Source organism: Alphaproteobacteria bacterium, from assembly GCA_004295055.1.
Taxonomy (GTDB): Bacteria; Pseudomonadota; Alphaproteobacteria; order SHNJ01; family SHNJ01; genus SHNJ01.
This window is the reverse complement of sequence record SHNJ01000007.1, coordinates 41,229-57,601: the sequence shown is the minus strand read 5'-3', so window position 1 is coordinate 57,601 and position 16,373 is coordinate 41,229. Positions and strand designations below refer to the sequence as shown.

The window sequence follows — 16,373 nt, the reverse complement described above, 5'->3', positions numbered from 1 at the left end:
TAATTTAGATTTTGAAATTCGAAAGAATGGAAACTGGAACAAACCACAAGATATTGTGGTGCAGAATTAGAAGTGCCCCATATAATGATTCTTGGACTTGACCTAGGTCAACTCAAACAGATTTTTCATTGGCAAAATAATTATTGCCGGAAAGGTAAACATAACTACTGATGTTGCAGTATTTTTTAACATGAGCAATGAAGCTGCTTGCGATCAAGCTGGAGGTTGATAAAACTAACAGTCATGCTTTCTTATCACGATGCTTTGCAAATAATCAGGGACACGGCTTCTTCTATAATATTAGAAGCTGAGACGATTCCGCTTGAAAGCGCCCTAGGGCGTGTATGCGCAAAGCTTCTTTTATCGCCCCTCGATATTCAGCCCTTTGATAACTCTGCCATGGATGGGTTTGCTATTAAATTAGATGATTTGGCCGGAGCAAGCCCTGAACGACCGGTGAGACTTAAAATAAAAGGCGTCATACCTGCGGGACACCCTGTCAAAGATAACATTGTAGAAGCAGGATTTTGTTGGCGCATTATGACGGGTGCGCCACTGCCACAGGGGGTGGATGCCATTGTTCCTATTGAGGATGTACATCAGCACAGCGAAACCATATTGTTCAGCAATGCCCCGAAATTGGGACAACATATTCGCCGTACTGGCGAGGATTTCAAAAAAGGAACATCAGTTCTGTCCGTTGGAGACAGGATAACTCAGGCACATATGATCGCCTTGGCTAGCCTAGGAATCTCAAAACTGCCCGTCTTTAAAAAGCCCGGGGCTTTATTTATATCGACAGGAACTGAACTAGTTGATGATTTAAGCCAGCCCCTGCAAGACGGGCAGATTTATAATTCAAACAGGATTTATGCGCATGCGCTGCTGCCAGCCTGTGGGACAATCTTGCACGGGTGCAATACCATACATGACAACAAAGATATTTTTTTGGAAACTTTAAACACCGCCGATGAAAAAGGGATTCATTTGATTATTTCGTCCGGCGCAGTATCGGCCGGAAATTATGATTTTGTAAGAAACGGATTGGAATCATTTGGCGCCAAAATTCTATATCACAAAATTAAACTCAAGCCCGGCAAACCTAATCTATTTGCTATCCTACCATCGGGATGCCTTTATTTCGGTCTGCCAGGCAATCCGGTTGCCACAGTTGCTGGATTGCGCTTTTTTGTGCTTGAGGCATTGCGCACAATGCTAAAAGAAAAGTCGGAGCGTCCTATTTTTGCAAGAGTCATGAATGAGTTTCCCAAAAAACCCGGCCTGCATATGATCCTGAAAGGAAGGTTGGAGTATAAAGACGATGGCTCTGTCAACGCGAATGTTCTAGATGGTCAGGAATCTTTCATGGTAAGCCCATTTTTGAGTATGAATGGCTGGTTACACGTTCCGGAAAACAAGGAAAATATCAAAACCGGCGATGTCATCGAAGCTTATCCTGCTCACCCTTACGGTCACCTAGTCTAGCAGCCTAATGGAGCGGACAATCGCCGCAATTATCCTTATTATGCCTGTTACATAAAGAGGCCGTGTCAGAATCGCAGAAATGGCACAGCGAAAAAGAGTCTTTCATTCGAATGACAGCTTCCCCAACATCTATTCCCATAGCCTTCATCTGCTTTAACGTTCTTGAAAAAGTTTCCGGTGTCATCCCCAAATAATTGGCAATGGTCTGTTTCTTGAAAGGCAGCGTAAATTCAAGATTCTCGTGCCCGGCCTCAAGATGCTTGGTCAAGAAATAATATCCAACACGCTGCAACGGAGATTTGATGTTTATAGCGTCAATTTGATGCATCGCGTTTCTATAATGCCGCGTAACAATACGAATAATGTTCACGGCAAAATGGGAATCTGTCAGCACATGCGTTTTGACGATTCTCTCTGGTATCATTAATAATTTACATTTAGTTATGGTCTGAACCGATATTGGGGAAGCCCCCCCCCATAAACAAAACGGCATCCATGCATGTGTCACCGGATTCTAACATACGTATAACCGCTTCTCCGCCATCTTCATTCAAACGAAAAGTTTTAATTGTCCCTTCAATGACAAGATAAATTCCCTCCGGCATATCTCCTTGTTGGACAAGGAGCTTACCTGCCTCATGATCTTGCATCACTGAGCAACCAAGTAGTTTTTGTAAGCTTTCCTCGCTCAAATTGTCGAACAACTGGGGTTTCTTTGTGCCATTCATGGTTTCGGGTAATTTGATCACTATATCCACACCTTCAGCGCGCTTTTGTTTCTTCTCTTGATCTGAATCAAGTTCGCTTGGCTTTTACAGCGTAATAGTAGCGCGGAAATATTTAGAAATAAAGAGTTTTAACCACAGCCTTTTCACCACACAGCGTATTAGCGGCAATAAATGACACCTAAAACCAATCAATACTGCGCACTTTCCCTTACAACCCTCGCCTTTACCGTCTGTTTTGCGGTGTGGACAATTTTTGCGATTATTGGCGTACAGATCAAGCAAGACATGGGTCTGAACGACACGCAGTTTAGTTTACTGATAGGCACCCCCATCTTAACAGGCTCTCTGGTACGGCTCTTTTTTGGAGTATGGGCAGATCAGTATGGTGGACGCCCTATCTTTATGGCGATCATGCTATCTTCCGCCTTTTTCACATGGTGCCTGATTTATGCAGATACATACGAGATGATGCTGTTCACAGCGCTAGGCGTTGGTATTTCCGGCGGCAGTTTCGTGGTAGGGATTTCTTATCTATCTAAATGGTATGACAAAGCGCATCAGGGTACGGCTTTAGGCGTGTATGGCATGGGCAATATCGGAGCTGCCGTTACAAAGTTTGTTGCACCTTTTGTTATGGTATCCTATGGCTGGCATATGGTTGCGCAGGTCTGGGCGACTGCGCTGGTTGTTATGGCTGTCCTGTTCTGGTTCCTTACTAAAGACGAGCCGCAGATTCAGGCGCAAAAAGCATCCAAAACCGTTCCCAAATCCATGTGGGAGTCGCTAAAGCCTCTTAAGAAACTGCAAGTATGGCGTTTTTCTCTTTACTACTTCTTCGTCTTTGGCGGATTTGTTGCGCTCGCCCTATGGCTGCCTCGCTATTATGTAGGTGTTTACGGCATGGACATCAAGCAGGCTGGGATGTTGGCGGCTTCTTTTTCTGTGGCCGGATCGATATTTAGAGCCGCCGGCGGATATATGTCCGATAAATATGGCGCAAGAGCCGTTATGTATTGGACGTTCTTTGTTTGCTCGGGCTGCTGCTTCCTGCTGGCCTATCCTGAAACCGATTATATAATCCATGGGATCAAGAGCGACATTGCTTTCAGCTTCGGCTGGGGATTCATACCTTTCACCATTATCGTTTTTATTCTTGGGTTTTTCATGTCGCTTGGCAAGGCGGCTGTTTACAAACATATCCCCGTTTACTACCCGAACGACGTCGGCTCTGTGGCCGGAATCGTCGGCCTAATTGGCGGCCTTGGGGGATTCTTTCTGCCTCTTGCCTTCGGCTTGATGAATGACTGGATTGGTGTCTGGACAAGCTGCTTTATGCTGATGTTTGCCCTGGTCGCGATTGCATTGTTATGGATGCATATTACCGTCGTCATCATGGAGCGCAATCTCGAAAAATCGAAATACTTGCCCGAACTGGGCGATGCCCCAAACCAAATGAAAAAATAAAAAGGAGAAAAACGATGGCGAAAGATATTTATAAATGGGACCCGGAAAAAGAAAATTTTTGGGAATCCGAAGGAAAAACGATCTCTTGGCGTACGCTCTGGATCTCTATTCCTTGCCTACTCTGCGGTTTTGCGGTCTGGATATACTGGAGTGTTATTACAGTACAAATGCTTAACCTGGGCTTCCCTTTCAGCAAAGGAGATCTTTTTACACTGAACGCAATTGCAGGTTTGACCGGCGCAACGCTGCGCATTCCAGCCTCATTCTTTATTCGTATTGCAGGTGGCAAGAACACACTTTTCTTTACCACAGCCCTTTTGATCGCCCCCGCCATTGGTACAGGCCTGGCCTTGCAGAATGTCCATACGCCACTCTGGGTATTTCAGCTTCTTGCCCTACTCTGCGGCTTTGGTGGCGGGAATTTTGCATCCTCGATGTCAAATATCAGTTTCTTTTTCCCAAAGAGGATGCAAGGACTCTCCCTTGGCCTCAACGCCGGCCTTGGAAACTTCGGCGTCACCATAACCCAAATCCTTATTCCTTTTGTAATGACGTTTGGCTTGTTTGGCGGGGATCCGATGATACTCACAAGCGACTCCGGAACTATGATCGGTAAAATCCCAGCTGGCTCAGAGACTTGGATTTTCAATTCCGGCTATATCTGGGCTGTAATCTTAATTCCACTTACCGTCCTTTCATGGACTTTGATCAGCAATATACGGGATGAGCATGTTTCGCCTGACATTGGCGGAGCAGGCTCATCTTTCTTTAAAATCACGATTATGTATGGAGTCGGATTGGCTGCTTCGGCGCTAGGATTGTGGTTGATTCTGCCTGAAAGCGCAAACGGTTCTGGCTTGACTATTAGCAAGTGGCTCATTTTACCCGGCGTGATTGCAGTCACCGTCGGCATCTTGGCTATCTTGCCTGGTCTCAGTCAGCGTGTGCGCAAACAATATGCTATTTTCCGGCATCCTCACACCTGGATCATGACTATCATCTATACCATGACCTTCGGGTCCTTTATCGGTTTTTCCGCTGCTCTGCCGCTCTCGATCAAAGTGATCTTTGGCTTTCAGCATATCGCTGGACCCGATGGTGTCTTGACCCATACGCTGGCCAATCCAAATGCGCCAAGCGCTTTAACCTACGCCTGGATAGGCCCATTCATTGGCGCGATTATTCGTCCCATAGGCGGCTGGCTCTCCGATAAGCTTGGCGGCGCACTGGTTACACAGATTTGTTCGGTGATTATGATCGCTGGTGCGCTTGGCGCAGCGCATTATATGCAAGCTTCTTATGCGTCGGCCACTCCTGAAATCTATTTTATACCGTTCTTTCTGACTTTCATGGCGCTATTTCTTGCCGCCGGGATCGGTAACGGATCGACCTTCCGCACTATAGCCGTTGTCTTCGACCGTCAGCAAGCCGGACCTGTTCTGGGCTGGACATCGGCTGTTGCTGCGTATGGAGCCTTCATTATTCCGACTGTGTTTGGTGAGCAAATCGAAAAAGGACTTCCAGAACAAGCCTTATATGGATTTGCTGGGTTCTATGTGCTGTGCTTGCTCCTAAACTGGGCCTCTTATTTGCATCCTGGGGCCAAATACAAAAACCCGTAATAAATTCAATCCCCTTGATTTAGATCAAGGGGGACTCGCGCGTTACACGCGACTATCCAAGAGAATAAGGAGCCTTGCATTATGAGTTATTTTATCGACCGCATCAGCTATTTTACCAAAAAACACGAACACTTCTCTGATGGGCACGGCATCACGACGGACGAAAATCGCGGATGGGAGAAAGCCTATCGCGATCGCTGGGCGCATGATAAAATTGTCAGATCCACGCATGGCGTAAACTGCACAGGTTCTTGCTCTTGGAAAATTTACGTTAAAAGCGGTCTTATTACATGGGAAACACAACAAACTGACTATCCGCGCACGCGCCCTGATCTTCCAAATCATGAGCCACGCGGCTGTGCCCGCGGCGCGAGCTACAGCTGGTATATCTATTCGGCCAATCGCCTCAAATACCCAATGGTCAGAAAACGACTTCTTGATCTATGGCGTACAATGAAGAAACAGGTTGGCGAGGATCCTGTTAAAGCGTGGGCCGCTATTCAGGCCGATCCTACCTTACGGCAATCTTATCAAAATGTTCGTGGCCGCGGTGGATTTGTACGGGCGGGATGGGACGAAGTGAATGAGATTGTGACCGCGTCCAATATATATACTATTAAGGAGCATGGCCCCGACCGGATTATTGGTTTCTCGCCCATTCCGGCGATGTCAATGATTTCCTATGCGGCTGGTTCACGCTATATCTCCTTGCTCGGCGGCGTTTGCATGAGCTTTTACGATTGGTATTGCGACCTTCCCCCTTCCAGCCCACAAACGTGGGGGGAACAGACAGACGTACCGGAAAGTGCGGATTGGTATAATTCCGGTTTTATCATCATGTGGGGATCGAACGTTCCTCAAACCCGCACACCAGATGCGCACTTTATGACCGAAGCGCGTTACAAAGGCACACAAGTTGTCACAATCACTCCTGACTATTCCGAGGCATCTAAATTTGGTGATATCTGGCTTAATCCGCGTCAGGGAACCGATGCAGCACTGGCCATGTCGATGGCGCATGTGATTCTCAAAGAGTTTCACCTCGATAAAACATCGGACTATTTTGACAGTTATTGTCGCACATATTCGGACATGCCGTTCCTTGTCAAGCTGGTGAAACATGGCGGACGTTTCGTGCCCGGACGCATGTTGCGCGCATCAGATTTCAAAGGGGATCTGAACGAGAAAAACAACCCTGAATGGAAAACCGTTTGCTTTGATGAGGAAACCGATCAGATTACCGTCCCAACCGGTTCAATTGGCTTTCGCTGGGGTGAAGAAGGTAAGTGGAATATCGTTCCGACCAATGCCCAAACTGGAAAAAGCTTTCGTCCGCGCAAGACATTGCTTGGCGTTCATGACAATGTTGTTAAGGTCGGCTTCCCCTATTTCGGCGGACAAGTCCATGAGACAGGTTATTTTGAACCAAACAAACGCGAAGATGTTCTGGAGCGCAATATCCCCGTCCGCATTCTTGATTTGAACGGTGAAAAAGTTCCCGTCGCCTGCGTTTTTGATTTACTCTGTGCTCAGTACGGTATTTGCCGCACTGGTTTGGACGGCGATCATGTTGCCTCAGATTATAAAGAAAATATCCCCTATACGCCGAAATGGCAGGAAAGTATTACCGGAGTTCCGGCTGAAAAGGTTATTCAGGTGGCCCGCGCCTTCGCGCAGAATGCCCATACTACCAAGGGCAAATCGATGATCATCATCGGCGCGGCAATGAACCACTGGTATCACATGGACATGAATTACCGTGCCTGTATTAATATGCTGGTATTCTGCGGCTGCATTGGCCAATCAGGCGGCGGCTGGTCGCATTATGTTGGGCAAGAGAAATTGCGGCCGCAAACGGGCTGGGCACCGTTAGCTTTTGCGCTGGACTGGAACCGTCCACCGCGTCAACAAAATTCAACTTCATTCTTTTATGCCCACACTGATCAATGGCGCTATGAGACACTGGAGTTGGATGAGATCCTCTCCCCACTGGCGGATCGCAGTAAATGGGCTGGTTCATTGATTGATTGCAATATCCGCTCTGAGCGCATGGGGTGGCTGCCGTCAGCACCTCAATTGGAAGAAAACCCGCTTTCGCTTGTTAAACAAGCCGAAGACATAGGACGCGATCCGGTTGAGCATGTCGTTGACCGCCTCAGCCGTGGCGATTTGCGCATGTCGTGCGAGGATCCCGACAATCCTGCAAACTGGCCGCGCAATATGTTTGTCTGGCGTTCGAATATTCTTGGCTCCAGCGGTAAGGGTCACGAGTATTTCCTCAAACACTTCCTAGGCACTCAGCACGGCGTTCAGGGCAAGGATTTAGGCGATGAAGGCTCAGGTCGGTCTTCCGAAGTGGTCTGGCATGATAAAGCACCCGAAGGAAAACTCGACCTCGTGGTAACGCTTGATTTCCGTATGTCCACCACTTGTATGTATTCCGATATCGTTTTGCCGACCGCAAGCTGGTACGAAAAGAATGATCTCAACACATCAGACATGCACCCTTTTATTCATCCGCTGTCAAAAGCTATCGATCCTGTATGGCAAAGCAAATCTGATTGGGAGATCTATAAAGGGTTGGCCAAAAAGTTCTCGGAACTATGTGTTGGCCATCTGGGCGTGGAAAAAGAGATTGTCTTAAACCCCATTCAGCACGACACGGCTGGAGAATTATCTCAGCCCGATGTAAAAGAATGGCGCAAGGGCGAATGCTCGCTTATTCCGGGCAAAACAGCCCCAACCATGAAAGTGGTCGAGCGCGATTACCCTGCGACTTATGAACGATTTACAACGCTTGGGCCCCTTATGGAGAAATTGGGCAATGGCGGCAAGGGGATTGGCTGGAACACGCAACACGAAGTCAACTTCCTAAAAAAACTAAATGGCGAAAAACACGGACGCGTCAAGATCGAGAGCGATATTGATGCCTGCGAAACGGTGCTTTCTCTTGCTCCTGAAACTAACGGAGAAGTCGCCGTCAAGGCATGGGCGGCGCTTAGCAAGATCACAGGACGTAATCACACGCACCTGGCACTGCCTAAGGAAGAAGAAAAAATCCGCTTCCGTGATATTCAAGCACAGCCGCGTAAAATTATCAGTTCGCCCACATGGAGCGGTATTGAGTCCGAGCATGTCTGCTATAATGCAGGTTATACCAACGTCCATGAATTTATCCCCTGGCGTACGCTCACAGGCCGCCAGCAGCTATATCAGGATCATCCATGGATGATCGATTTCGGTGAAGCCTTGGTTTCTTACCGTCCACCAATCAATACGCGCACCGTACAGCATATGCTGGATAAACATGGAAAAGAGTCGCCGACTATCCTGCTAAACTTCATCACACCACACCAGAAATGGGGTATTCATTCAACCTATAGCGACAATCTTCATATGCTTACGCTCTCACGCGGCGGACCGATTGTCTGGGTCAGCGAAACAGATGCAAGAAAAATTGGTGTAAAGGATAATGATTGGCTGGAGGTGTTTAACACTAACGGCGCCATTGTTGCCCGTGCTGTTGTATCACAACGCGTCAATGAAGGCATGATGATGATGTATCACGCGCAGGAAAAGCTGGTGCATACGCCAGGCAGCAAAATCACCAATGCGCGCGGAGGCATTCACAATTCCGTCACCCGCGCAACCGTGAAGCCGACGCATATGATAGGCGGCTATGCGCAGTTGTCATATGGATTCAACTATTACGGCACGGTAGGTTCCAACCGTGATGAGTTCGTTATTGTTCGCAAAATGGACAAGGTGAATTGGATGGATGAACCGTCTCAAATGAAGGCAGCAATATAACATGAAAGTACGCGCACAAATAGGAAAAGTCCTTAATCTGGATAAATGTATCGGCTGTCATACCTGCTCGGTAACCTGCAAGAATGTATGGACATCTCGTGAAGGTGTTGAATATGCTTGGTTTAATAATGTAGAAACGAAACCTGGCGTTGGATATCCGAAAGAATGGGAAAACCAAAGAAAATGGAAGGGCGGCTGGGAACGCCATTCAAATGGTAAAATCCATCCCAAACAGGGTAGCCGCTGGCGCATTCTGGCTAATATTTTCGGTAATCCAAGCTTGCCGGAAATTGACGATTATTACGAGCCATTCACTTTCGATTACGATCATCTTCAGAAAGCTCCAGAGATGAAAACTATGCCCACTGCCCGCCCGCGTTCGTTAGTTACCGGTGAGCGCATGGAAAAAGTGCAATGGGGTCCAAACTGGGAAGAAATTCTAGGAACAGAATTCGAGCACCGGAAAAAAGACTACAATTTTAAAGATATCGAAAAAGAAATGTACGGTGAGTTCGAGAATACATTTATGATGTATCTTCCCCGCTTGTGCGAACACTGCCTTAATCCGACTTGCGTTGCTTCATGTCCATCCGGATCCATTTACAAGCGCGAGGAAGATGGGATCGTTCTGGTAGATCAGGACAAATGCCGAGGTTGGCGCATGTGTATTTCCGGGTGTCCATACAAGAAAATCTACTACAATTGGAGCACAGGTAAGGCAGAAAAATGTACGTTTTGCTATCCGCGCATTGAAAATGGGGAACCGACCGTCTGCTCCGAAACCTGCGTTGGCCGCATTCGATATCTGGGGGTGATTCTGTACGATGCAGATCGTATTCAGGAAGCAGCAAGCTGCGAAAATGAAGAAGATCTTTATGAGGCTATGTGCAATATCTTCCTGGACCCGCACGATCCGGAAGTCATTGCACAGGCGCGCCGCGATGGAATCCCCGAAAACTGGATCGAAGGTGCGCAGAAATCTCCTGTTTACAAAATGGCGATTGACTGGAAGGTAGCCTTCCCGCTACATCCGGAATACCGTACCTTACCAATGGTATGGTACATTCCACCGCTTTCCCCCGTGCAATCGGCGGCAGCGCAGGGCAAAATACCAACTCGCGCCGATGGCATCATGCCTGATCTAGATGACATGCGCATCCCAGTTAAATACCTGGCTAACTTATTGACCGGCGGCAAAGAAGAACCGATCCGCCTGGGTCTAAAACGCATGATAGCGATGCGCCATTATATGCGCGGCAAAATGTTCGAAGGCAATCCTGACGCTAGTATTCTGGATGATGTCGGACTGACCACAGATCTAGTTGAGGATATGTACAAGATCATGGCGATTGCCAATTATGAAGATCGCTATGTTATTCCCACAGGTCATCGTGAGGAAACGCTAGATGCTTTCGGTGAAAGTGGCGGCTGTGGCTTCTCATTCGGTAATGGTTGTTCTAGCCACAGTAATAGTGCCATTGATCTCTTTGAACATCCAAAGCAAACGCGGGGAAGATCTGCCAGCACAAAAGACAACCGAGTCAATACAATTTTTGAACGCGACTTCTATGATAAAACATCGACCGGTAAAAGCGGATGTGGTGGTGGCAGTTGCGGCGGCGGATGCGGATAAACTCAAACCAAGGAGACGACAACATGAATTTCTTAAAGGCCATGGGATTAAAACCCAAAAATCAGGACCATCTGCAAAATCAACCTTCCCGCCAAGATAATGCAGCACAAATTGCGCATCGGCAAGGCGGCTGCTGCGGCTGCAATGGCAGCCACAATCAACAGAAAGACCAAGACCAAAACCAGAAATAGGATAAAAATGCGTACTATTAAAATTCTCGGATTTTTGATGACATACCCTCAAGACACCCATGAAGAAGTCTTGGGTGAATGCGCTAAATTCCTGCGAGCTGAAAAATGGCTTAGCCAAAAGACTTTAGGCTCCCTTGATGCATTCTTCGAGAACTTCCGGAAATGTACTCTTTTAGACTTGCAGGAAGACTATGTGTCTCTCTTTGACCGTACCCCTTCTCTTTCTTTGCATCTATTCGAACATATTCACGGAGACTCGCGTGACCGGGGACAGGCTCTCGTAGACTTAATGAAAGTCTATGAAGATGTTGGACTTTTTATCAGCACACAAGAAACACCGGATTATTTGCCTCTTTTTGCCGAATATGTATCGACACTGCCCCCTCTCGAAGCATCCGAGACTATTGGCAGTATCGTCAATATCCTCTCTGCCCTTGCCGAAAGACTAAAAAATAGAAACTCCGTTTATGCTCATGTTTTGAACGCTTTTATTGAAACAGCATCCCGTTCACCAGATCCAAAAGCCGTAGAAGAATCCTTGCGAAAGTCTTGCGGTAATGCCTTAAGCCCAGCAGAAATTGACAAAGAATGGGAAGAACAATTTGCTTTTGAAAATACAAAGCAAACTACGGGTATGGATAGCGGATGTCCAAAAGCTGAGGAAATGCTCGCGCGCCTCAATGATTTCAAAGAAGAAAGGATATAACCATGGGCAGTTCTCTGGATTTTTTTCTCTTTCAGATTTTTCCTTATATTGCGATTGCGGCTTTCCTGCTTGGCAGTATTTTACGCTTCGACCGTGATCCGTATTCCTGGCGCACGAAATCAAGCCAGCTTTTACGGCGCAAACAGCTCATTATCGGAAGTATCCTGTTCCATCTAGGGATTTTAGTTATTCTTGCTGGTCATGCCATCGGCTTACTCACCCCTATTCAGATTTTTGACGCACTTGGTATTTCCCACAGCGCCAAACAGCTTCTGGCCATTACGGCGGGCGGAATCGCCGGAGTATTTTGTTTTATCGGTCTTTGCCTTCTGTTGCACAGACGTCTATTCGATAGACGCATTCGTAATAACAGCTCATTTGCAGATATCGCCATTCTTGTTCTGCTTCTGGCACAACTCGTTCTGGGCATGTGTACGATTCCTGTTTCCATGTATCATCTTGACGGGCATGAAATGGTCAAGTTCATGAGTTGGGCGCAGCACATTATCACTCTCCATGGAAATGCCCATCTTTTTGTGACGGACGTAGCTCTCGTTTTTAAACTTCACATTACTCTTGGGCTTTTTATCTTACTCGTGTTCCCTTTTACACGGCTTGTCCATGCCTTGAGCGCTCCAATCGGCTATATAGCGCGCCCCTATCAAATCGTTCGCAAACGGCCTACATAACAAGGAGAAGCTACTATGATGATCCAGGCCCCTAGTATAGAAATAAATGGCATCAAAATAACGCCAGATGAGATAAACACCGAAGTTCAGTATCACGCGGCAGAAAGCTTATTTTCTGCAAAGTACGAAGCAATGCGCGCCCTAGTAATACGCGAAATTCTTATTCAGAGAGCCTCTGAGATTGGCCTTTGTCAAAGAAACGAGGCTATCAAAAACCCGGATCCAATTATTGAAGATTTGCTTGCTCGGGAAGTCACCGTACCAAATGCGGATAAAGAGACTTGTAAACGTTATTACGAAAATAATAAGGATCGGTTTTATACATCTCCGCTTTTTGAAGTTTCACATATTCTTTACATAGCTCCGCCTGACGATGAAGGGGCGCGAACGGAAGCCTTATTAAAAGCAAAGACGGCCTTAATCAGACTGAAAGAGTCACCTCAGCTCTTTAAAGCCATAGCCCGGAATGAATCATCTTGCTCCTCCGCAAAAAATTGGGGCAGATTGGGTCAGATAAGCCGGGGACAAACAATGCCCGCATTTGAAAAAGCCCTTTTCTCGATGAAAGAAGGCGAGCTGAGCGCTGAACCTGTAGCATCAGAGGTTGGCTATCATATCATCAAGGTGCACAAATGCGTGCAGGGCAAGCAGCTTCCTTTCGGAAACGTCTCGGAATGGATTGCTAGAGAACTTCATGAAAAAAGCTGGCGCCGCGCCTTCCATCAATATATTCAACTGCTAGCCGGGCGCTGCAAAATTAGCGGTTTCCGCCTAGAAGGAATTCACACTCCTCTGGTTCAGTAACTGCCGTAGTGTGTTGATCTGAGTCAAACACATCTAAAAGCACTTATTTAGATTCTTGTATGTGAAGGATATTCACAGAACCCGGAGAAATATACCATGCTGGAGTTATTCCACACTATTTTCATGGCCCCTTTCTGGGGGCGTGGGTTCAGACCGTTCTTTCTTTTAGGCGCATTATACAGCATTCTTTCAATAGGGTTCTGGGGTATGTTTTATGCAGGCTTATACACGCCGCCAGCTTTTATTATGTTAGATCCAATATCTTGGCATGCCCACGAAATGATCTATGGATTTAGCTTAGCAATTGTTGCGGGGTTTCTTTTAACTGCTGTCGCCAACTGGACGGGGGGCGCTCCAGTGAGGCAAATACATCTGGCCGGGCTCTGTTGCCTCTGGCTTTCGGGACGGATCGTTCTGAACTTTGATCTGGGTTTACCACATTTTTCGGTTGTGATGATCGCAGTCTCATTTATTCCCGCTCTGGTAGTATCTCTTGCTATTCCTTTGTTCAAAAGTTGGAACAAGCGGAATTTTATCTTTCTAACACTCTTGAGCGTTCTTTTGGTGTGCGATATCTGGTTTTTAATCACGTCAAATATAGTGGCCTTGCACGTTGCGCTGATGATGATTCTGATTATGGTATCCCTGATCGGAGGGCGTATTATTCCAGCATTCACAGTCGCGGCTCTCCGACGCAAAGGCATTGAAACTTACCAGACCGACCAATTGAAACTGGATATGGCAGCGCTCGCCTCACTACTGGCGGTGGCGCTATGCCTTGTTTTTGCCAAAGAGACGCTAGCTCTGACCATATGTGCAGCACTCTCCTGCATTATCCATGGCTTACGTATGTACCATTATCATACGCTTAAGACTTTTGATGATCCGCTTCTATGGATCCTTCATGCCGGTTATGGCTGGCTTGTGATTGGCCTCGGTTTACTGGCCTCAACAGGATTAGGCCTGCTCACGGTGCCTATTGTGATCCATGCTCTGACGGCGGGATGCATTGGTTCCATGATCCTCGGGATGATCTGCCGTGTCACGCTGGGGCATACGGGGCGTGAACTAAAAGTTGGCGGCTTAACAACCTTTTCTTTCTTCGCCATTCAGCTTGCCGCCCTCATGCGCGTTTTTGGTCCCATCCTAACACCGGAATATATGAGCGAATGGGTTATCGGATCTGCTCTTATATGGTGCTTGTGCTTTTTGGCCTATTTATGGATTTATACACCCATGCTTTTCACATCAAGGCCGGATGGACAGGCTGCGTGAGTTTTTTTGTTACGGAGGACGAAGATGAAAATTCTTTCACTGGTATTACTATTTATCTTTCTTGTTTCTAGTCAGGCTTTCGCTTCGACTGTTTATACTGCCAATGAAGAGAGCATGACAATATCCGTAGTCGATACTGAAAAGGCTATCGCGCAGAAAGTCGATATGCCCGCCATGCCTCATAATGTTGACATTACGCGTGATGGCAAAACACTGTTAGCCACGGGAATGGCGCATGATCACAAAGCTGGAAAGCTTCTCGTTTTTAATGTTTCGGATAGTACACCAAAACTTGTAAGACAGATTAATCTTGGGAAACATCTTGCACATGTGGTTCCGGCAGAGGATGGGCATACTGCCTATGTTACGGATTCAGAAAGCAATAGCTTGCTGGTCGTAGATTATGTTCAAGGGAAGATCTTGAATACTATTGCGGTTGGTATCTATCCGCATGGACTTCGTTTGTCGCCTGATGGTAAATGGCTGGCCATAGCCAACATCCAAGATAAGACCATGTCACTGGTTGATGTAGCTGCTGGAAAAGAAAAAGCCAAAATCAGGGCTGGTAAAAGACCTATACAGGTTGCCTTTTCACCCGATGGTCATCATGTAGCTATTTCACTGTTTGATGAGAGTAGAATTGGAATTATCAATATTGACAAAGCACGTCTTGTGAAGAAATACAACGTTGGCAACGGCCCCGCGCAGTTATGCTACACACCTGACGGCAAACGCATTGTTGTTGCCAATCAGGGAAGCAAAGAAAAACCAGATAATCGTATTTCTGTCGTCAATCTTGATAATGACAAGGTAAGCTTTATCACTACTGGTACTGGGGCACACGGTGTGGCGATCGCTGCGGACGGCACGCAAGCCTTTATTACCAATAGCGTGGCAAACACGCTCAGCGTGGTTGATTTGAAATCAGAAAGCGCCGTTCGTTCTATACCTGTTGGGGAAGGCCCCAACGGTGTTGCGGCAAGATGACCTGATCCTGCTTGATTGCAATCAAGTGCCGTCTTTTTACTTATCTATCGCCAATGCCTTGCAAAAAGCAAGGCACTCCGAAGGCTTTAAAGCCTAAGTCAGCTAACTGTCGGTTATGGCTGGCTTGTGATTGGCCTTGGTTTACTGGCCGCAACAGGATTATGCTCGGATGCTATTTGCGCCAAGGCCTGACGGACAAGAAGCATAGAAAAGGATATCAACATGGGACTTCGCGCATGGATAGATCGCAAAACTCCGTCAATCTTTCCATATCTATGATGCAGATATTGCCATCTTGGACGCTGACTCCATGGGGCTCTAGTTTCGCCAATGCCCGGGAGAATGTTTCCGGTTTGATGTTTAGACGAGTAGAAATGATTGATTTATCATACGGTAAATCCACTAACCACCCCCCTTTTCTCTGCTTCTCCATTTTGCAGAAACGAACGAGGAAAACACCGATTCGTTGTGGCGCGGTGCGTGTAGTCACCTGCTCTAGCTGCTGCACTAAATAGTGCTGACGAGCGGCAATCGCTCCCAATAAACGAAGAGCAAAACGGCTGTCATTCTCTATTTTTCTGACAAAGAAGCTACGGGGCACTTCGATAACCACAACATCTTCAACTGCCTGTGCATTCACCGGATATGTTTTACTGTCGTTAAAAACAGCAGCCTCGGCAAAAGACTCGCCTGGTCCAAAGACATGAATTATTACCTCTTCACCATCCCTGGACATACGATATAGCTTGACCCATCCTTGCAAAATGATAAAAAATACATCGGCCTGATCTCCCATTGCAAAGAGATGCCTTCCTTTTGCGCAGGTTCTTTGATGGCACTGCTTGGCTAGATGTTCCAGGGTTTCTTGATCAATACCCTGAAAAAAAGCGGCTTTCTTAATTGCCTGTACTAGACTCATCCATTGCCTCTTGTTCTTTTTTTGCCTGGAGTAACTGCGTCGATCAAACTCGGAAAGAGT

General features: G+C 46.9%; 11 protein-coding genes and 1 pseudogene. 10 read left to right on the top strand and 2 right to left on the bottom strand.

Translation table 11 applies throughout. The features are described from left to right. Positions 1-243 precede the first annotated feature (243 nt). The gene (locus EYC62_01230) at positions 244-1,485 is read left to right on the top strand and encodes a molybdopterin molybdenumtransferase MoeA (GenBank protein ID TAH37536.1); all 1,242 of its coding nucleotides are present in this window, start codon (positions 244-246) and stop codon (positions 1,483-1,485) included. Positions 1,486-1,489: 4 nt separating this feature from the next. Here EYC62_01230 and EYC62_01225 read toward each other — a convergent pair. Further along, a pseudogene (locus tag EYC62_01225) lies at positions 1,490-2,234 on the bottom strand (Crp/Fnr family transcriptional regulator). A gap of 150 nt (positions 2,235-2,384) precedes the next feature. Here EYC62_01225 and EYC62_01220 point away from each other — a divergent pair. The 9 genes from EYC62_01220 (at position 2,385) to EYC62_01180 (ending at position 15,394) form a co-directional block, all read left to right on the top strand. After that, positions 2,385-3,677, top strand: a complete 1,293-nt coding sequence (locus EYC62_01220) for a NarK/NasA family nitrate transporter (GenBank protein TAH37535.1) — start codon at positions 2,385-2,387, stop codon at positions 3,675-3,677. A gap of 14 nt (positions 3,678-3,691) precedes the next feature. Continuing rightward, positions 3,692-5,299 (top strand): antiporter, encoded by a 1,608-nt coding sequence (locus tag EYC62_01215; GenBank protein ID TAH37534.1) that lies wholly within the window; start codon positions 3,692-3,694, stop codon positions 5,297-5,299. 81 nt (positions 5,300-5,380) lie between these two features. Continuing rightward, positions 5,381-9,109 (top strand): nitrate reductase subunit alpha, encoded by a 3,729-nt coding sequence (locus EYC62_01210; protein TAH37533.1) that lies wholly within the window; start codon positions 5,381-5,383, stop codon positions 9,107-9,109. 1 nt (position 9,110) lies between these two features. Further along, on the top strand, positions 9,111-10,742 hold the full coding sequence (gene narH / locus EYC62_01205; GenBank protein ID TAH37532.1) for a nitrate reductase subunit beta: 1,632 nt from the start codon (positions 9,111-9,113) through the stop codon (positions 10,740-10,742). 99 nt (positions 10,743-10,841) lie between these two features. Beyond that, a complete protein-coding gene (gene narJ / locus EYC62_01200; protein ID TAH37531.1) occupies positions 10,842-11,639 on the top strand; it encodes a nitrate reductase molybdenum cofactor assembly chaperone in 798 nt (265 codons plus the stop codon). A 2-nt stretch (positions 11,640-11,641) separates the two neighbouring features. After that, positions 11,642-12,328, top strand: a complete 687-nt coding sequence (gene narI, locus EYC62_01195; protein TAH37530.1) for a respiratory nitrate reductase subunit gamma — start codon at positions 11,642-11,644, stop codon at positions 12,326-12,328. 15 nt (positions 12,329-12,343) lie between these two features. Next, positions 12,344-13,132, top strand: coding sequence for a peptidylprolyl isomerase (locus tag EYC62_01190; protein TAH37529.1), 789 nt, complete (start codon positions 12,344-12,346; stop codon positions 13,130-13,132). Between the two features lie 96 nt (positions 13,133-13,228). Then, positions 13,229-14,407, top strand: a complete 1,179-nt coding sequence (locus tag EYC62_01185; GenBank protein ID TAH37528.1) for an NnrS family protein — start codon at positions 13,229-13,231, stop codon at positions 14,405-14,407. 24 nt (positions 14,408-14,431) lie between these two features. Next, a complete protein-coding gene (locus EYC62_01180) occupies positions 14,432-15,394 on the top strand; it encodes a YncE family protein (protein ID TAH37527.1) in 963 nt (320 codons plus the stop codon). 217 nt (positions 15,395-15,611) lie between these two features. On the opposite strand, the gene EYC62_01175 is transcribed toward EYC62_01180, so the two are convergent. Beyond that, on the bottom strand, positions 15,612-16,313 hold the full coding sequence (locus EYC62_01175) for a Crp/Fnr family transcriptional regulator (GenBank protein ID TAH37526.1): 702 nt from the start codon (positions 16,311-16,313) through the stop codon (positions 15,612-15,614). Between the last annotated feature and the right edge of the window lie 60 nt (positions 16,314-16,373).